Genomic DNA, 17073 nt, shown 5'->3' with positions numbered 1-17073 from the left:
TCGCCTGATTGCTTTATGGGGACCAGATATGAGTGATTTTTTCCAGAATGGCGTTATTACAAATTTTCATAATCTGACCGGTCGCTCTACGGAGTCGCTGGAAAAAGAGATGGTGCAATTTGCGCGTAAACGCAAAATGGGCTTGATTTTACCCTCCCTGTTTTCTGAACTGGAAGGACCGGCCCTTAACCATATTGTTGATGAACTGGCGAAGGTGCCCTATCTGGAGGAGATTGTAATTGGGCTTGATCGCGCCGATCGCGATCAGTTTCTGTTTGCGCGTGAATTTTTTTCCCGCCTGCCCCAGCGCCACCGTATTTTATGGAACGACGGTCCGCGTCTGAAAGCACTGGACGCCGAGCTGGACAAAGAGGGATTGTCTCCCACCGAGCCGGGTAAAGGACGCAACGTTTGGTTCTGTACTGGCTATACGCTCGCCTCCGATCGCAGCAGCTGCGTAGCGCTGCATGATTGCGATATTGTGACCTATGAGCGCGGCATGCTGGCACGTCTGCTCTATCCGCTGGCTAATCCGGCGTTTCAGTATGAGTTCTGCAAAGGCTTTTACGCGCGCGTGGCTAACAACAAGCTGAACGGGCGCGTGGGTCGGCTTCTGGTAGGGCCGCTGCTGCGCTCGTTGCAGCAGGTTTATGGTCATTCCGAGTATCTGGAATATCTCAGCAGCTTCCGTTACCCGCTCTCCGGCGAATTCGCTATGCGTACCCATGTGCTGAATAATATAAAAATTCCCGGCGACTGGGGGCTGGAGATAGGGGTGCTGTCAGAGATCTATCGTAACTACACCACCCGCCAAAGCTGTCAGGCGGAAATCGCACATAATTACGATCACAAGCATCAGCCGCTTTCAGAGGAAGATGGCACCGGCGGCCTGCGTCGTATGAGCAATGATATTGTGCAGTCGCTATTGCGCAAGCTGGCCACAATGGGCGTAAGCCTGACCAGCGACTCTTTCCGGGTGCTGAAAGCGACCTACTATCGTAACGCGCTGGATATGATGGAAATCTACAGCCATGAAGCGACCATGAACGGCCTGCATTTCGATCAGCACAGTGAAGAGGCGGCGGTAGAAATGTTTACTCAGGCGATTCTGGAAGCAGGCCAGGCCTTTATGGAGCGCCCTAACGATAAGCCTTTTATTCCCAGCTGGAGCCGCGTGCAGTCTGCCTTCCCTGATATTTTGCAGCGTATTTATCAGGCGGTCGAAGAAGATAACGAAGGTCACGTTTAACCTCAACAGCAGGAGCGGTATAAGCCGCCCTGCTCTGCCCATCAACGCCTGCTGGCACACAGCAGGCGCTTACTCTTTAGGCGTTTCTGACGGCGGTCGGCTCTCCAGGTGCCGCAATTTTTTCCAGGCCTGACGCACGCCCTGTTGCGCCAGCTGACTGACATAGCGTTCAAAAATTTCAGTACGTCGCCGCTGCTCGTTACGGTTGTCACGCCAGATCATGATGCCACGCAACAGAGTAAAAACGATGCCAACCAGATAGCCCCATTCCTGAAGCGTTAGCTCACTGACAGAGCCTTTAACCACGCCCAACAGCAACAAGATGCCATTCATTATCCAGTCCATTCCTCTTCTCCCGACGATAAAAGGATAGAGAGATAATGAACCAAAAGTACACTTATTGCAAGAACAATTAGTTCACATTGTTAACTGAATCGCTTAAGCTAAATTTTCCCATTTTGCTTCGACAACCACGCCGATAATGCGGCAATCATCATGAATTTCCTGCATTTTATATTCTGGATTTAACGGCTTAAGATACTTACGCCCGCCATCTTCGATATAGCGTTTAAAGGTAGCTTCATTAGCATTGATTAAGCGCGCCACCACCAGTTTCCCGGAGGTGGCGGGAATATCAGGATCGACCAGAATCATCATTCCTTCCGGAATACTCAGCCCCACCGGCGAGGTCATTGAATCGCCTTTAACCTCCAGCCAGAAGCTGTTTTCACTGACGTGACGCGTAGTGGCTGGCCAGCGATCGATTTCCGCCCGTGACCAGGGCTCTACCGCCTCGCTCCAGAGCCCGGCGCTGACCCAGCTTATCAGTGGATAGCTGTTATAGCCGGGCGCCTGAGCAACCGCACGCACGTTATTATCTAGCGCCGTGGTGCCCAATTGCAGCCACTCGCGGCTAACGTCCAGATAGTCCGCCAGCGCCTGCATTTTACCATCGCGCGGCATCGCCTCGCCGTTCAGCCATTTACCAACGGCACGCGGCGTTACCGACAGGACACGCGCCAGAGTGACACCGCGCCCGTGCGATTCCAGTCCTTTACGATTACAGGCTTCAATAAGCCTTGCGGAAAAAGCGTGACGAAGAGTTTCTTCTGACATAGTTCACCTGGTTCATCAAAAGCGCAATATTGCGCTAAAAAAGATACATAATGAACCAAATGTACAAAAACTCATCCCGCCAGTCAAGGCTGGCGGGGGAAGAGAAAGGATTTAGCTGGCAAGCTGGCGGGCAGAATTAACCGGGAACAGTTCTTCTTCATGGAATGTTTCGCGTCTTACGCTGTAACCGTCATACCAGCGACATTCCACCATTCCGCTGGCAATGCCGGTGACGATCATGGTTTGACCATCCTCTTTATGCTTCACTTCATCACTGACGCTGATAAACATAATGCGGCCTCCTTAGTTTGGTGAAAAAGCACCCATTATGTATAGCAGCCCCACTGGAAATTTCCTGCCGCGCTCTCCTAAAAAGCATCATGACGTGCGGAAGTTGACGAAATATCAGCAAAAAATAAAACAGCAAAGTTAACCCTGGTTTCACCCGCACGGGAGACAAAAAAAACGGACAGGTGTCCGTTTTAAATATATTGCTGAGAAGCCATCGATGATTAGATTTTGCAGCCTTCGCAATCAGCTTCATCATTCAGCTCAACCGGCACTTCGCTGGCTTTCTTTTCAGCGTTAGCCTGCGCCTCTTCCAGCTGAGCATCAATATCAAATTCAAACATATCGTCGTTCATGGCCTGCTCCCGTTAATCAATTTCGCCGCACTTTATACATTAAGCGCGCAGCTTCGCAATCAGATTTACCGCTAACAGCACAATCGAACCAATAATAAAGCCGATCACCAGGTTAGCGCCGTTTTCCAGCAGTACGGTAATCACACCATGAAAACCTTCGCTGAAGTGGGTGATCATATGGTGCAACACCGGAATACCATGCACGACAATACCGCCGCCCACCAGGAACATAGCCAGGGTGCCCACCACAGAAAGCACCTTCATCAGCCAGGGTGCCAGCACCAGCAGCGTTTTCCCCACCGCCTGCGCTACCGCTGAAGATTTATCGCACAGCCAGAAGCCAAGATCGTCCAGCTTTACGATAGCGGCCACAAGGCCATACACGCCGACGGTAACCAAAATGGCGATGCCGGATAAAACCAAAATCTGATTCAGAAGCGGTGCGGCGGAAACTATGCCCAGGGTGATGGCTACAATCTCTGCGGAGAGAATAAAATCAGTGCGCACCGCGCCTTTGATCTTCGTTTTCTCATAGCCAGCAGGATCCTGCTCTACCAGTTTCTGCAGCCGCAGCTGACGCGCCTCGGGCGTTTCAGCATTTTTATCATGCTGCAGGGTGTGCATGACCTTTTCCACACCTTCGTAACAGAGGTAAGCCCCGCCGATCATCAACAGCGGCGTGATTGCCCAGGGCGCAAAGGCACTGATAACCAGCGCCAACGGCACCAGGATCAGTTTATTAAGGAACGAGCCTTTCGCTACGCCCCACACCACCGGTAGTTCCCGGTTTGCTTTTATCCCGCTAACCTGCTGCGCGTTAAGGGATAAGTCGTCACCCAATACGCCAGCCGTTTTTTTCATCGCGACTTTTCCCATAATGGAAATGTCATCAAGTAAAGTAGCGATGTCATCAAGCAGTGTCAGTAAGCTAGTTCCAGCCAAGTTAGTTTCCTTTTTTACAGTTCATTATGCTGACAACAGGGACAAGCCTGTATCTCGCTGACCGCCATATCGGCAATGCCTTCACAGTCCCACTCAACGCGTAACGGTCCATTACCGGCCTGGTGGTGCAAATATTTGCTGACCGAACTTTCCGTCATGCCAGTAATCTCTTCCGTGGCGACCAGGGTTTCCCCAACATATACGCGCGCCGTTGCGCGCGTATTAACCATGCGCTCTCCTTGCAGCTTATACAGTCGCCGTACCGTAAGTTTAATGCTGGACATACTGTCCTCCCGGACCGGTTAGGCTAAAACAACGATCTAACCAATTATGGCCTGTTTTGGCAAACTTTGCGCCAGATCACTTTAGGCCCTGATAATAATTGCTTAAAAAATAGCGCCTGATCTGCGGCGCTGCCACTGACTGCGGTGCCTCTTATCGCGGGGTGAGCCCTTAGCGGCAATGGTCACTGAAATGAGCACAATCTCTCTTTGACAGGTTTGCGTACGGACCCTGATTACCAACCAGGTGATTTCTGGCTGCTGGCTAAATAATTCAACATTACAGCGCTTTATATTTTTTTAGTTTTCCGTAGTTATACCGATTCTATTAATAACAAAAATAAAATGGAGAAGGAATTTTATGCGCAACATCAGGATTGTGACCGCCGCGAACAGTTTAATATTAATTATTTTGATTGTTATCACTTTTTTTATCGCTTACGTTATTAACATTGGAATAAGTTCCGAATATATCTTTGAACAATCGAAAGTCTCCAGTCAAAAATCCCTAATTCTGAATGAAATCAGATATAAAATTGCCATGACGCGTGCTGATATAAATACGCTGGATGCAGATATATGGCGTAAAGCTCCACTGACACAGCGCTACGTGGATTCATCTAAACGCCGGATGAAAGATATCGAAATTGCATTGAAAGAGCTGGAAGTATTCAGGCAGGAGCAGGATGTGAAAGAGATTATCAAATTCACTAACGAACTGGTAAGGATCTATAGCTTCTCGTTGCAGCAGCTTCTTAACGGCGGCAGTGCCACGACGTCAACCTCCAGTATACTGGCTGATTTAAGCGAACGTGTGAATAACGTCCTACAGCAAGAGGAGGAAGAAAACAAACTGTACGCCAGCCTGGCACATGAATATAAAAATAAAATTGTAATTTTTTCAAGCGCCGTGTTTATTGTCATTATCATTATCTCTGTGACCACCTGGCGCTGGGTAAGAAATAATCTTCTCTATAAATTGCATCAGTCATCACTCATATTTGCTGAGATCAGCAAGGGTAACTTGCTGGTTCCTGTTCCCTGTGAGGATAAAAATGAGTTCGGTTTGCTTTTCGCCGAAATGAATAAGATGAAAAATGCTTTGATCGCTATGATCTCATCGGTGCAACATTCTGCCGCCCATATCGAGCAAAACACAAATAACATCGCGCTTGGAAATGATGATTTGTCCTCGCGCACCGAGTCACAAGCCACCTCTTTGCAGCAAACCGCAGCCAGTATGGAAGAGATTAAAATTACCGTATCCCAGAACGCTGAAACTGCCGACCAGGCCAGCCAGTTAACCACGCGGGCCAGTCAGATTTCCCACAACGCCGCAGATATTATGAGCAATGTCATCTCCACCATGGGAAATATTGAACATAGCGCGAACCGCATCGCGTTTATCAATAATGTGATTAACGATATTGCCGATCAGACCAACATTCTGGCGTTGAATGCCGCTGTTGAAGCAGCACGCGCAGGGGAACAAGGCCGGGGATTTGCTGTTGTAGCGGCAGAGGTGCGTAATCTGGCGAAGCGCAGCTCAGATGCGGCGAAGGAAATTAACCAGTTAATCGCTGAATCCGTAAAAAATGTGAACCAGGGCACCGATCGGGTTACCGAGGCGGGAAACACCATGAAAGAACTGGTTTCATCAATAGCGCAGGTAAATGAGATCATGCAGGGGATCACCCTCGCCTCGGCGGAACAAAGTTCAGGCGTGACTCAAATAGCACAGGCGCTGAACGATATTGATAATGTGACGCAGAAAAATGCCGCGCTGGTGGAGGAATCGACAAAAATTACCCAGGATCTCAGCCTTCAGGCCGCACAGCTAACAGAGGCGATCAATGTCTTTAAACTGGAGCGGGGAACCTCTGGTCTGTCGCTACAGCATAATGGCAATTAGCCTCCTGAACGCTCAGTAAAACTCCGGCTTTAGCTTGCTCCCGGCGTTGATAAGCCAGAGGCAGCACGATCCGGCGCATCTGCCAGCATCAGCGGATGCATTCCCTGATGATCGATCGCGGCATTGCTGTCGCTGGCCAGGATCCACTCTTCAAGGCGACTCACCATCGCCTCATCATCCAGTTTTAGCTTTCCGCGCAGCGCGCATTCCCAGACCACTAACACCTTCCACTGCTGCTGCGTTAATTGCGCAATATGGCGTCGGTCACGCTCGACATTACTGCCTATTTTCCCCATCCAGAAAGCAGTGCGGGTAGAGGGCACCTTGAAAAGGTAACAGTGATGATGGTGCCAGAAGCAGCCATGCACAAAAATTATCGCCCGCGCCTCATCCAGCACAAAATCGGGCCGCCCCGCCAGATTTTTATCCTGTACACGAAACTGAAAACCGCGATCCGTCAGCAATGCGCCCAGACGTTGTTCAATAGCAGTATCACGCGTGCGGATTGCGCGCATATTCTTGCTGCGTACAGCAGCCGAATGCACATCAGCCATAATGTTCTCCTTTTGCTTTATAAACAGTGTATGCGCCGATGGCAAAAACCAGCAAACCGCCTGCGTACTGCAATAATTTACAAGCCAGCATACATGCAAAATGGCAGGATATATTCTTCATAGCTGATTAACGGGAGCTTTCATGACTGACCTGCTTTATCGTACCGAACCTGCAGCCACACGTTGCGAAGCGCAGCTTATCGCCTGGGGAACAGATGAAAAAGGTGCCTGGCTCGCGACCGACCGCACGCCGTTTTATCCGCAGGGCGGCGGACAAATGTCCGATCGCGGCACGCTGACATTGGGCGGGCAATCGTATGACTCACCGTTGGCGCTGATGCGTGACGGCAGCGTGCGTCATTATATTGCGGCACTACCTGGCGCGCTGAGAGCAGGTGAACCAGTAACGCTGGCTATTGATGCTGAATTTCGCCTACTGGCTTCGCGTTCGCACAGCGCTGGCCATCTTATTTCCCACGTGGTTGAAACAATGCAGCCCGATTTAATCCCCGATAAAGGTCATCACTTTTTACCCGGCGCCTACGTTGAATTGCAGGGCGAACTGCATCAGGATGCGCAAACTTTTTTACAGCAGGCGCAGCAACAGATTAACGCAGCGCTGGCCGCCGCTTTGCCGATCGCTATTACTGAGAGCAACTTTAACGATATCGCCACTCTGCGTCCGGAACTGGCGGAAAAAATCCCCCAGCAGCCGCAGCTCCGCATCGTAACCATTGGCAATTATCGTCCTTTTGCCTGTGGCGGCACGCACGTTCCCCATAGCGGAGCAATTGGTGAGCTGACGCTGCGTAAAATTAAGGTGAAAAATGGCGTACGTATCAGCTATGAGCTGTTACCAGGCTGAGCCAGCAGCCGACACGCCTGCTCCAGTCGCAGGCGCTTTAGCGGGCATGCAGCGTCATGCCGGTGTACTGAGTATGCAGCTGCAGTAACTGCTTGCTCAGCACAGGAGCATCGATGATGACTGGTCCGCAGGCCAGCGGCTTGCGTCAGCGTTTGCTGACCGCTTCCGCTATCCACGGCTGTAACAGTTTTGCTACCGCTGCAAACACTGGCACGATAACTGAATTACCAAACTGACGATAGGCTTGTGTATCCGATACCGGAATACGGAATTTCTTGCCGCCGGGAGTTTCAAAACCCATGAGGCGTGCGCACTCGCGCGGCGTCAGACGCCGTGGACGGCGCTGTTGGTTCTCCGGGTTATCAAACTCTTTTTCGCCAAGCGCGCGATCCCAGCCGCGATCGATAAGAATTTCCGAGCCATCTTTGTAATAGCGTGCCGAAAGCGTACGCACCACACCCTGCGTGCTGGCGGGATCGAACAGGCCAAAGCCGAAACCGTTGCCCTTCGCCTGATGTTTGCGCGCGTAGTTATAGAGATATTTCCACAGCGTTGGCGTCAGAATATATTTCTCATCTACCTGCGGCTCCAGCAGCTCCGCCAGCGTACGCCGCTTTTGCGGCCAAAAACGGGAAATATCGCGCAGGGTGAAGCCCGGCTTTAATCCCAGCTCGCGGCGAAAGCCCACCAGCACGATACGTTCACGGTGCTGCGGCAGAAAATGCTGACCATCGATAATTTTCGGGTCCGGCCCCGGCGGCGCGTCGGCATCCGCTACCTCATAACCCAGCTCATCCAGCGTCTGCATAATGATACGGAAAGTTTTGCCCTGGTCATGGCTTTTCAGGTTTTTCACATTTTCCAGCACGAAAATTGCCGGCTTTTTGGCGGCAATAATGCGCGCAACGTCGAAAAACAGCGTGCCCTGAGCCTCACAGGCAAAGCCGTGCGCACGTCCTAGCGCATTTTTCTTCGATACGCCCGCCAGCGAAAAAGGCTGACAGGGAAAACCCGCCAGCAGCACGTCATGACTGGGGATCTGTTGATTGATATGCTCCCACGCCGTTTGCTCATCAATATCGGCGTGCTGGCTTAGCGTGACATCCCGAATATCCTGATTAAAGCGATGCTGCTGTTCATCGCAATACCAGTTGGCTTTATAGGTGCGCACCGCATGTTTATTCCACTCGCTGGTAAATACGCACTGCCCGCCGATGGCTTCAAAGCCGCTGCGAATGCCGCCGATACCGGCAAACAGATCGATAAAACGAAACGCGTAGTTGGGATGATGCGCAGGCGGCGCCGGCAGCATCTGCTGTAACAGAGCCACTTCTGCCGCAGTAAGCGCGCGCTGACTACTCTTACCAGCCAGCCAGCGGCTGAGCGATTCGCGCGTCCATTCATTTTGATTTAGCTGACGCAGACAGGCCGCTACGGTTTTCCGATCGTAAACCTCCAGCACCTGCAGCAGCAGCTGACTATCTTCCATCCGTTTCTGCTGCTCGTCGGCCTGCGCCTGCTGAGCCAGCTGAAGCGCTACCTGGTCAAATTCGCTCATAACTCTGCTGTTTTGGGAAAAAGTGCCGCAAGTGTATCACCTGTTTGACCCAGCGCTCCATTGATTAGCATTATTGCTTTTTAAACGCCTCCGGGGTGACAACACAGCGCATGGCCCCTAAACTGGCCGTAATAAAACATCAGGAGAGCTGAAATGAGCGGAACTGAACGACCGCAGCTGTCATTACCCAACGGCGCTAACAAGCTTTTATTACACTCCTGCTGTGCGCCCTGCTCCGGCGAAGTGATGGAAGCGCTACACGCTTCCGGCATCGATTACACCATTTTCTTTTACAATCCCAATATTCATCCGCAGAAAGAGTATCTGCTGCGCAAAGAGGAAAATATCCGCTTTGCGGAAAAACATGGCGTGCCTTTTGTCGATGCCGATTACGACACCGATAACTGGTTTGAGCGTGCCAAAGGCATGGAATGGGAGCCGGAACGTGGTGTGCGCTGCACCATGTGCTTTGATATGCGTTTTGAACGCACCGCGCTGTATGCCTGGGAGCATGGCTTTCCGGTCATTTCCAGCTCATTAGGCATTTCCCGCTGGAAGAATATGCAGCAAATCAACGACTGCGGAGAGCGTGCGGCGGCCCCTTATCAGGGTATGACTTACTGGGATTACAACTGGCGTAAAAAAGGCGGCTCGGCGCGAATGATTGAAATCAGCAAGCGCGAACGTTTTTATCAGCAAGAATACTGTGGCTGCGTTTACTCGCTGCGCGACAGCAATTTGCATCGTAAATCTCAGGGCCGTCCATTAATCAGGCTGGGCGTGGTCTATTACGGCGATGAAGAAAGCTAACGCCGCGCTATCCTCCTCAGATTTGTCTTAATGCCAGCAGAACTACCGAAACTGCTCCTGGCGCCGCCGCTGTCACAAAATTGACATCAGTCGCGCCAATACTCCTTTTTATTTTTATGGAAAGGATTATGTCGCTACTTTCAGTGCTTCCGTTGCGCCTGGTGCGCCCTTTACGTTTTCGTTTGCCTGAGTTTTTATTCAGCCTTAGCGCGGCATTCTGGCTTTTTCTGGGTCTGTTCTGCCTGCTTCAGTGCACCAGCGTGCTGATCCTGACCCGCTCTGTCAGCCATACCCATACTTCAGTAGAAATCGCGCAGCAGCTGCATCAACGCCAGGCGCTGCTGGAAAATGCCCGCGTTGCGCTGCTGACGGCCAGCGATAACAGCCATCGCGCCGGCATCTGGTTTATGCAGGACAAAGAAACCGGATCGGTGGATAGCTGGAAACCACTGGCAGCCAGCGCAGCAGAGGCCCTCACCCAGGCGCAGGAAGCCTTTACCCGTTACGGCGCGCCGTCTGATAGCCCGCTGGCGCAAAGTTTTCATCAGCTGGCAAGCGGTCTGCAGGAGCAGTTAAAAAGCCTGAACGATAACAGTATTGACGGTTTTTTTATGGTGCCGATGGAAGCTTTTCAGCAGCAGTTTAGCGAGGCGTGGCACGCCACCCAGGCCCAGGCCGATCGGCAGGCGAGCGCCACCAATCAGATCACGCTGCGTTCGCTGACCGACAGCCGCAATCTGCTTTTGTTCTTTTCTCTGCTTTTGTTAGCGATGCTGGTGGTGGCGGGAGGGCTGTTGCTGCGCGGCGTTCTGCAACCGCTGACCCAGGCCACCATCGAGCTGAAGCATATTGCCACCGGTAATTTGACGCAGCCCTTATCGGAGTCGGGGCGACAATCGCATGAGATGCAACGTCTGTGGCAGGCCATGCGGCAAATGCAGCAGGGTTTGCAGCATATTGTCAGCGAGATTAACGGCATTGCCGATGCGGTTATGCAGAGCGCCGAAGGGATCGTACAGCACAGCGACACGCTAAATAACAGTAATCAGCAACAGAGCAGCGCCTTTGCCCATATTTCTGCGCGTCTGACACGTATGGCGGAGGAAGTCGAAAGCAGCAGCCGCTTTACTCAACACGCTACCCGACAGGTGCAACACACCGATACGCTGACCCAGCGCTGCGGCGAAATGGTGAGTCAGGTGGATACGCACATGCGCGATATCGTACTGGCTTCAGGTGAAATTTCAGGCATTGTCAGTTTGCTGGAAGGGTTATCGCTCCAGACGCGGATGCTGGCGCTGAACGCCGCCATTGAATCGGCTCATGCCGGCGCGTATGGTCGTGGTTTTTCCATCGTCGCGAAAGAGATCGGCTTGCTCTCGAATCAGAGCAGTCATTCCACGCGTGAAATCGATCGGCGGATCCAACATACGCATCAGCATATCTCAACCGGCTCGGAACGCGTGCAGGCGCTGGAAGCCCTCTACGATCAGATTCGTAAGGAAGTATCCGGCGTTGTGGTACTGCTGGCGGAGCTGGAACAGAATGCGACGGCACAAAGCGAGCGCGTTGGTAAGATTGCAGCGGAAATTTCAAGAATGGCGCAACAGGTAGAACAAAATGAAGCGCTGTCACAGCAAAGCGCCAGCGCCTCTCAAATTTTGATCGAACAGGCGCAGCGTCTTTCTGCAAGCGTGCGCCAGTTCAGCCTGTAATTATTTCTTCTTTTTGCTTTTTTTCAGCAGCGTGCGAATTTGTTTCAGCTCGCTGCTGGTTAGCTGTGGCGCGTCATCTTCTTCCTGCCCTGCCGTTTCCTGGGCATCAATTTCCTGGGTATGCTGGTTATCAATGGCCGGATGCGGCTGGGTCAATAAGCTGGCCTGTAAGCGCTGGCTCACTTCCTGGCTCAGCGACAGCTGGTTTTCCAGCGCCAGCGTTTTCAAGGTTTCTTTTAGGTTCGGATCAATTTTAATAGTTAAGCTAACCGTGTCAGTCATACCATTTCTCCTGGTTGTTTGGGTCAACGTAGCGGAACAGCCGGGAATTTAACAGACTGTCACAAAAATTTAATATTCGCCCAATGCCGGAGTGAAGTCACGCAACACGGATTCATCCAGCGAAACCAGGTCTCCCTGTAGCTCTGCGCACAGCTTGGCCATATAGGTCACCAGAAAGGCAACGTTGTGTCGGGCCAGCCGCTTGCCCTCTGCGGTTTGCATAGTATCGGGCAGCCGCAGCAGTTTCTTTTGGAAATGATCCAGGGTCCAGCTGGTGTCGTCCAGTTGACGATCGCGCCCCAGAGGGTCTTCGCTGTCAAACAGCGCCCGGCCTAATGCGCCGGAGGTATAAAATACCCGCGCCAGGCCTATCGCGCCTAATGATTCCAGCCGATCCGCATCCTGAACGATGCGCGCCTCCAGCGTTTCCGGTTTGATGCCGGCGCTGAAACTGTGCGCCTGCACCGCATGTGCAACAGCATTATGCAGCTCAACAGGAAAATCAGGGAAATCTTCGTTCAGGATACGGCGGGTTTCTACTGCCGCCTTGCTGGATGCCAGATGCCGCTGCGGATGATTTTTCGGCAAATTGACCACGTCGTGAAAATAACAGGCGGTCATTACCACCAGCGGATCGGCGTTAGTACCCTGCATAATGCGCTGTGCGCTTTGCCAGACACGCCGCAGATGCGCAATATCATGAGCTTTATCGTCCTGCGGCCAGCTGGCATGCAGCCAGTTTTCAAAGCGGGATTGCCAGAGAGTCAAAGACATCATCTTCTCCTTTTTATTATAAGCAGAGGTGCAAATGGCAGGACAGTATGCGGGAACAGGAGCAGCCTGCTCCTTCTGCGGATATACCGTTCTTGTATGACAGCCTGATGATGCAGGCCAGCATTGCAATTCATGTAAAGCCACTTTTTAAAATGCGATCTACATCAAGTTATAGTGCCCTCATTACAAAATAACAACACAATTGCAACAGCCATCACGTTTCATCTGGCAAAAATAAATCTTTAAATATTATAAACGTTAATGATTGAGCAATAAATCAGACAACAAGCCTACTGCATGTCCGACCAGCTTGTGCCATATTGGAGCGGTCATCGCTTAAGCCAAACTCATTCCCTTAAAGAATGGCTAATTGCTTTACTGGCGGTTAAGACACTGTAAAAATATACAATAAATCAATGAGACGCGAATATCTTTCAACGCACTCGGTAATGTTTCCAGACGCTATCCGGGCAAACAGACCTTTTGCAGTAAAGCGGCCCATTTCATAAGATGTTCTCATGAATAAATATTGAAATGAACGCCCCTTTTATCATCAGTAATGTTAGGATTTATCCTATTGTCTGTTCCAAACAGCATTACCGGGAAGTTAAGAAAAGAAGAACAACGAGGTAGACATGAAAGAAAGGCCAATTCTGTTCTCTGAACAACGTGTACGCGCTCTGTTGGCTGGCCAGCAAACTCAAACCCGGCGAATTATGAAGTCTCAGCCTTTCGGCCCGGGACAAGATAATCATGAAGGTTGCTACGTTGTTGATGTAACAGGTAACTACTTGCACGGCAAAAAAATGATGAGTATGGCTAACCTGAGTTATCAGTGCCCTTACGGCCAGCCGGGCGATCGGCTCTGGGTACGTGAAACCTGGCGTGGCCCAATAGTGCCAGCAGAACAGCTACAGGCGTATGAACGGTCGCCGGGCAGTTTTCGTCAGGCAAAATATTGCCAGTATCGCGCCGATAACCGGGAACTGGGCCTGCAGCACGATCAGGAAAGCGAAACCTTTGGCTGGCAGACCGGGATCCATATGCCCCGCTGGGCCAGCCGTATCGATTTGTTGATTACCAACGTGCGTGCTGAGCGCATCCAGGATATCAGCGATGACGACGTGATGGCAGAAGGCGTGCAAACCGACTCCCACTTTTTAAACCACTTTTTTACGATGAACAGCGAATCTATCGCGCCGAAAGAGGCTTATCGTAAAGCGTGGGAAAAACAGTACGGCGGCACCAGCTGGGAGGTCAACCCGTGGGTTTGGGTGATTGAATTTCGCCGTGCCTGAGCAGTCAGGCTGTGACGTTGCGCCGCTTTAGCGCGTCCAGCGGTTGCGTGAAACGTCATGCTGCGGCATGGTACGCCGTGAATAACGTTGCGCAGAGTGAATATTGCGATGATCAAATGGCCATGGAAAGAAAAGGTCTCACCGACGCCTCTTCCCTGGGAACAGGCGCTGGCGGTGCCGATCTTTGCTTCATTACATCCTGATGAAGAGCAAGCGCTGATTCAGCTGGCGCAACGCTTTTTGCATCAAAAGCGGCTCGTTCCGTTGGCCGGGCTGCAGCTGGATACTTTGCACAGTGCGCGTATCGCCCTGCTATTTTGCCTGCCGGTATTAAAGCTGGGGCTGGAGTGGCTGGATGGATTTCATGAAGTGTTAATCTATCCCGCCCCTTTCGTGTCCGAAGAGAGCTGGCAGGATGAGGATGGGTTGGTTCACAACGATCGCAGCGTACAGTCGGGACAGAGCTGGCAACAGGGACCGATTATTCTGAACTGGCTCGATATTCAGGATTCGTTCGATCTGAGCGGATTCAACCTGATTATTCATGAAGTCGCGCATAAGCTGGATGCGCGCGGCAGCGGCTTTACCAACGGCGTACCGCCCATTCCGCTACGTGAAGTGGCCCCCTGGGAGCAGGATCTGCACGCGGCGATGGAATCGATTCAGGAAGAGATCGATCTGGTTGGCGAAAGCGCTGCCAGTATTGATGCCTATGCGGCTTCCGATCCCGCAGAGTGCTTTGCCGTGCTGTCGGAATATTTCTTCAGCGCGCCTGAGCTTCTGGCGCAGCGTTTTCCTGCCTTTTATCAGCGTATGACGCATTTTTACCGGCAGGACCCGCAGGCTCGTCTGCAGCCTGTGATGGTAACCGGATAATAGCGAGGTGCCGGCAAGAATTGCTTTAAAGCTAGCCATCTGAATAGTAATAGTTTTTTTGCTGTTGACAGTGCGGTAAGCTAACGGTAATATTCGCGCCACTTAACCGATTCCTCTGTAGTTCAGTCGGTAGAACGGCGGACTGTTAATCCGTATGTCACTGGTTCGAGTCCAGTCAGAGGAGCCATATTTTTGCTCAATGAGCGCTTTATCTGCTTTAACACAGAGAAGGCAGTCGTTGAACGTTAAAAAAGCCTGACCGCGTCCCCTCGCCGTCAGGCTTTTTTATATCTGTGGTTTACCTTGTAATTCGCCAGGCAGCCTCTGCCTCCCTTGATCGATGCAGGCTTCTCTCCTGCACTCTTTTCCCAAAAGCGCTCGCTGCTTTCTTGTTCTTTACGTGGGTTTTGCTCACGCACCATGCCGCAGCCCGGCGTGCCGCTCAGTGTGGTTAACAACGGGGCGCAACGGGTTTGTGTTAAGATAAGGCTTTACACTGCCGGTTTTTACTATGCAACAGCCTGATTTCCTTGTTGGTGAATGGCATGTTTCGCCATCAATAAACCAAATAAGCCGCCCGGGACACAGCTTAACGCTCGAGCCACAGCTGGTTGATCTGCTGCTTTACTTTGCCCAGCATCCGGATGAAGTGTTAAGCCGCGATGAGTTGATCGATAACGTCTGGAAACGCAACATCGTAACTAACCATGTGGTGACCCAAAGCATTTCTGAGCTACGCAAATGTCTCAGGCATGAAGAAGAAGAGGAAAGCCCGGAGTATATTGTCACCGTGCCCAAGCGCGGCTACCGTTTAGCCGCTTCAGTCAGCTGGTTAAGTGCAGAAAGCGAGATCGCCTCACTCAACGAGGGTGAATCCCTTCAGCCGCAAAGCGTTGCCTATGCCAGCGCCTCCCCTCCCGCCGTTTCGCAGCCTGAACAAAAATCTACGCCAGCGTTTACCTCCGTAAGCCAGGCGCGCTCACCGTATCGTTTCTGGGTATGGCTGGCATTTATCCTCTCTGTGGCTTGCGGAGTCGCATTGCTGGTGGTGGGGCCGTTCTCTTCGCCAACCCCGACGCCGGCCTCTGTCAGCAAAGGGATCATTAACCCCCGTGATATCGATATTCAGTTTAGCGGTCGCCCTACCTGTACCAACTGGACGCGCCAGAGTACCTATATGATGGGCATCGCCGATCAGATTACCAATCTCTTTAATACCTACTCGACCTATATGGTGCATAACCAAACGGACTACCGCTACCGGGGCCCCACCAGCGCAGGCAAAATCTTAACCATCGAATTCGTTAATCAACGCCACTATCGTGAACAGCAGTGCTTTATGGCAGTACGTCTGGTGGATAATGCCGATAGCTCAGTTATGCTCGATCGCCGTTATTTTATTACCCACGATAACCAACTGGCGATCCAGCACGATTTACTGAAAAGCCTTTCGCAAGCTTTACAACAGCCCTGGTCAGAAAAAATGCAGCGGAGCCTGAATATCATGTTGCCAAAACAGAGTGAGGCGCTCCAGCAATATTATGAGGCGCATAGCTTATTGCTGAAAGGCGACCCTGATTCCCTGACCCGGGCCAGTGATATTCTGGACAAGCTGATTAGCAGCAATCCTGACTATTTCTTTGCGCAGGCCGAAAAAGCGCTGGTGGATATTTTACGACATACCGGGCAACCGTTTGACGATCCGCAGTTAACCTTATTACAGCAAAAAATTTCTCAGCTGGAAAAGCTGCCAGAGATTAAAGATGAAGCCATTTACTATCAGATTAATACCATCGCGCTACTGAATCGCGGAAAAATAGATCTCGCGGCACAGCAAATTAACAAGAGCATTGAGCTGGAGATGTCGTGGCTTAATTATGTTTTGCTGGGCAAGGTCTATGAGATGCAGGGGCAAAAGCGGCTGGCTGCAGATGCTTATATTACCGCCTTCAATCTCCGCCCTGGCGATAACATTTTATACTGGATCAGGAATACAGTTTTCCAGACTTCGCTGGCGGAAGTGGCTCCTTACCTGAACAATTCCACCCAGGAAAAGTAAATTTCATTCAGCCGATGGATAAAATTATCCATCGGCCTCTACTGCTATCATAGAAAACCCTTCTCAATTTAACCTAAATATAGCAGTTTTTAACATTATTTAACTCAAGAAAAACAAAACAAGTTCTTGAAAAATAAT

Annotated in this window: 18 protein-coding genes and 1 tRNA gene; 9 read left to right on the top strand and 10 right to left on the bottom strand. The window is 51.3% G+C overall.

Features of this window, described 5'->3' with window-relative positions; genetic code table 11:
• The first annotated feature begins 28 nt into the window (after positions 1–28).
• Positions 29–1249: a glycosyltransferase family protein gene (locus tag B1H58_RS15045; RefSeq protein ID WP_085071284.1), complete on the top strand. Its 1221-nt coding sequence runs from the start codon at positions 29–31 to the stop codon at positions 1247–1249.
• Positions 1250–1318: 69 nt separating this feature from the next.
• Here the strand turns inward: B1H58_RS15045 and B1H58_RS15040 are convergent, their stop codons facing one another.
• The 6 genes from B1H58_RS15040 to B1H58_RS15020 all read right to left on the bottom strand — a co-directional run bounded on the left by B1H58_RS15040 (position 1319) and on the right by B1H58_RS15020 (position 4235).
• Positions 1319–1594 carry a hypothetical protein gene (locus tag B1H58_RS15040; protein ID WP_157130185.1) on the bottom strand — a complete coding sequence of 92 codons (276 nt, stop codon included), beginning with the start codon at positions 1592–1594 and terminating at the stop codon, positions 1319–1321.
• A 93-nt stretch (positions 1595–1687) separates the two neighbouring features.
• Entirely contained in the window at positions 1688–2365 is a 678-nt protein-coding gene (locus B1H58_RS15035; protein WP_085071282.1) for a LexA family protein, read from the bottom strand.
• 111 nt (positions 2366–2476) lie between these two features.
• Positions 2477–2656, bottom strand: a complete 180-nt coding sequence (locus tag B1H58_RS15030) for a YodC family protein (protein ID WP_085071281.1) — start codon at positions 2654–2656, stop codon at positions 2477–2479.
• Between the two features lie 221 nt (positions 2657–2877).
• Complete coding sequence (locus tag B1H58_RS21170) at positions 2878–3009, bottom strand: hypothetical protein (RefSeq protein ID WP_257788814.1); 132 nt, start codon at positions 3007–3009, stop codon at positions 2878–2880.
• A gap of 39 nt (positions 3010–3048) precedes the next feature.
• Positions 3049–3951: a DUF808 family protein gene (locus B1H58_RS15025; RefSeq protein ID WP_085071280.1), complete on the bottom strand. Its 903-nt coding sequence runs from the start codon at positions 3949–3951 to the stop codon at positions 3049–3051.
• A gap of 14 nt (positions 3952–3965) precedes the next feature.
• Positions 3966–4235, bottom strand: a complete 270-nt coding sequence (locus B1H58_RS15020; protein WP_085071279.1) for a hypothetical protein — start codon at positions 4233–4235, stop codon at positions 3966–3968.
• Positions 4236–4773: 538 nt separating this feature from the next.
• On the opposite strand from B1H58_RS15020, the gene B1H58_RS15015 reads away from it, so the two are divergent.
• Positions 4774–6144, top strand: a complete 1371-nt coding sequence (locus B1H58_RS15015; RefSeq protein WP_167373294.1) for a methyl-accepting chemotaxis protein — start codon at positions 4774–4776, stop codon at positions 6142–6144.
• A gap of 29 nt (positions 6145–6173) precedes the next feature.
• On the opposite strand, the gene B1H58_RS15010 is transcribed toward B1H58_RS15015, so the two are convergent.
• Entirely contained in the window at positions 6174–6698 is a 525-nt protein-coding gene (locus B1H58_RS15010) for a very short patch repair endonuclease (RefSeq protein WP_085071277.1), read from the bottom strand.
• 142 nt (positions 6699–6840) lie between these two features.
• Here B1H58_RS15010 and B1H58_RS15005 point away from each other — a divergent pair, with 142 nt between their 5' ends.
• On the top strand, positions 6841–7563 hold the full coding sequence (locus tag B1H58_RS15005; protein ID WP_085071276.1) for an alanyl-tRNA editing protein: 723 nt from the start codon (positions 6841–6843) through the stop codon (positions 7561–7563).
• 145 nt (positions 7564–7708) lie between these two features.
• Here the strand turns inward: B1H58_RS15005 and B1H58_RS15000 are convergent, their stop codons facing one another.
• Positions 7709–9121: a DNA cytosine methyltransferase gene (locus B1H58_RS15000; RefSeq protein ID WP_085071275.1), complete on the bottom strand. Its 1413-nt coding sequence runs from the start codon at positions 9119–9121 to the stop codon at positions 7709–7711.
• A gap of 153 nt (positions 9122–9274) precedes the next feature.
• Here B1H58_RS15000 and B1H58_RS14995 point away from each other — a divergent pair, with 153 nt between their 5' ends.
• Both B1H58_RS14995 and B1H58_RS14990 read left to right on the top strand, forming a co-directional pair.
• A complete protein-coding gene (locus B1H58_RS14995; RefSeq protein WP_085071274.1) occupies positions 9275–9931 on the top strand; it encodes an epoxyqueuosine reductase QueH in 657 nt (218 codons plus the stop codon).
• Between the two features lie 128 nt (positions 9932–10059).
• Positions 10060–11646 (top strand): methyl-accepting chemotaxis protein, encoded by a 1587-nt coding sequence (locus tag B1H58_RS14990; RefSeq protein ID WP_085071273.1) that lies wholly within the window; start codon positions 10060–10062, stop codon positions 11644–11646.
• Here the strand turns inward: B1H58_RS14990 and B1H58_RS14985 are convergent, their stop codons facing one another.
• Positions 11647–11928 carry a hypothetical protein gene (locus B1H58_RS14985; protein ID WP_085071272.1) on the bottom strand — a complete coding sequence of 94 codons (282 nt, stop codon included), beginning with the start codon at positions 11926–11928 and terminating at the stop codon, positions 11647–11649.
• 69 nt (positions 11929–11997) lie between these two features.
• Complete coding sequence (locus B1H58_RS14980; protein WP_085071271.1) at positions 11998–12702, bottom strand: phosphohydrolase; 705 nt, start codon at positions 12700–12702, stop codon at positions 11998–12000.
• 635 nt (positions 12703–13337) lie between these two features.
• Between B1H58_RS14980 and B1H58_RS14975 the strand changes: the two genes are divergently transcribed.
• The 4 genes from B1H58_RS14975 to cadC all read left to right on the top strand — a co-directional run bounded on the left by B1H58_RS14975 (position 13338) and on the right by cadC (position 16935).
• The gene (locus B1H58_RS14975; protein ID WP_085071270.1) at positions 13338–14000 is read left to right on the top strand and encodes an ASCH domain-containing protein; all 663 of its coding nucleotides are present in this window, start codon (positions 13338–13340) and stop codon (positions 13998–14000) included.
• A 108-nt stretch (positions 14001–14108) separates the two neighbouring features.
• Positions 14109–14876, top strand: coding sequence for a DgsA anti-repressor MtfA (mtfA, locus tag B1H58_RS14970; protein WP_085071269.1), 768 nt, complete (start codon positions 14109–14111; stop codon positions 14874–14876).
• A 111-nt stretch (positions 14877–14987) separates the two neighbouring features.
• Positions 14988–15063, top strand: a tRNA-Asn gene (locus B1H58_RS14965).
• Positions 15064–15387: 324 nt separating this feature from the next.
• Positions 15388–16935 carry a lysine decarboxylation/transport transcriptional activator CadC gene (gene cadC, locus B1H58_RS14960; protein WP_085071268.1) on the top strand — a complete coding sequence of 516 codons (1548 nt, stop codon included), beginning with the start codon at positions 15388–15390 and terminating at the stop codon, positions 16933–16935.
• Positions 16936–17073: the final 138 nt, after the last annotated feature.

It is taken from the genome of Pantoea alhagi, from assembly GCF_002101395.1.
GTDB lineage: Bacteria > Pseudomonadota > Gammaproteobacteria > Enterobacterales > Enterobacteriaceae > Mixta > Mixta alhagi.
The sequence above is the reverse complement of the archived record's forward strand: the minus strand, read 5'-3'. Positions and strand labels throughout refer to the sequence as shown.

What these genes read in the sequence shown, in the direction of transcription:
- B1H58_RS15045 (WP_085071284.1), top strand. Translation starts at nt 29, where the DNA reads ATGAGTGATTTTTTCCAGAATGGCGTTATTACAAATTTTCATAATCTG.
- B1H58_RS15040 (WP_157130185.1), bottom strand. Translation starts at nt 1,594, where the DNA reads ATGGACTGGATAATGAATGGCATCTTGTTGCTGTTGGGCGTGGTTAAA.
- B1H58_RS15035 (WP_085071282.1), bottom strand. Translation starts at nt 2,365, where the DNA reads ATGTCAGAAGAAACTCTTCGTCACGCTTTTTCCGCAAGGCTTATTGAA.
- B1H58_RS15030 (WP_085071281.1), bottom strand. Translation starts at nt 2,656, where the DNA reads ATGTTTATCAGCGTCAGTGATGAAGTGAAGCATAAAGAGGATGGTCAA.
- B1H58_RS21170 (WP_257788814.1), bottom strand. Translation starts at nt 3,009, where the DNA reads ATGAACGACGATATGTTTGAATTTGATATTGATGCTCAGCTGGAAGAG.
- B1H58_RS15020 (WP_085071279.1), bottom strand. Translation starts at nt 4,235, where the DNA reads ATGTCCAGCATTAAACTTACGGTACGGCGACTGTATAAGCTGCAAGGA.
- B1H58_RS15015 (WP_167373294.1), top strand. Translation starts at nt 4,774, where the DNA reads ATGACGCGTGCTGATATAAATACGCTGGATGCAGATATATGGCGTAAA.
- B1H58_RS15010 (WP_085071277.1), bottom strand. Translation starts at nt 6,698, where the DNA reads ATGGCTGATGTGCATTCGGCTGCTGTACGCAGCAAGAATATGCGCGCA.
- B1H58_RS15005 (WP_085071276.1), top strand. Translation starts at nt 6,841, where the DNA reads ATGACTGACCTGCTTTATCGTACCGAACCTGCAGCCACACGTTGCGAA.
- B1H58_RS15000 (WP_085071275.1), bottom strand. Translation starts at nt 9,121, where the DNA reads ATGAGCGAATTTGACCAGGTAGCGCTTCAGCTGGCTCAGCAGGCGCAG.
- B1H58_RS14995 (WP_085071274.1), top strand. Translation starts at nt 9,275, where the DNA reads ATGAGCGGAACTGAACGACCGCAGCTGTCATTACCCAACGGCGCTAAC.
- B1H58_RS14990 (WP_085071273.1), top strand. Translation starts at nt 10,060, where the DNA reads ATGTCGCTACTTTCAGTGCTTCCGTTGCGCCTGGTGCGCCCTTTACGT.
- B1H58_RS14985 (WP_085071272.1), bottom strand. Translation starts at nt 11,928, where the DNA reads ATGACTGACACGGTTAGCTTAACTATTAAAATTGATCCGAACCTAAAA.
- B1H58_RS14980 (WP_085071271.1), bottom strand. Translation starts at nt 12,702, where the DNA reads ATGTCTTTGACTCTCTGGCAATCCCGCTTTGAAAACTGGCTGCATGCC.
- B1H58_RS14975 (WP_085071270.1), top strand. Translation starts at nt 13,338, where the DNA reads ATGAAAGAAAGGCCAATTCTGTTCTCTGAACAACGTGTACGCGCTCTG.
- mtfA (WP_085071269.1), top strand. Translation starts at nt 14,109, where the DNA reads ATGATCAAATGGCCATGGAAAGAAAAGGTCTCACCGACGCCTCTTCCC.
- cadC (WP_085071268.1), top strand. Translation starts at nt 15,388, where the DNA reads ATGCAACAGCCTGATTTCCTTGTTGGTGAATGGCATGTTTCGCCATCA.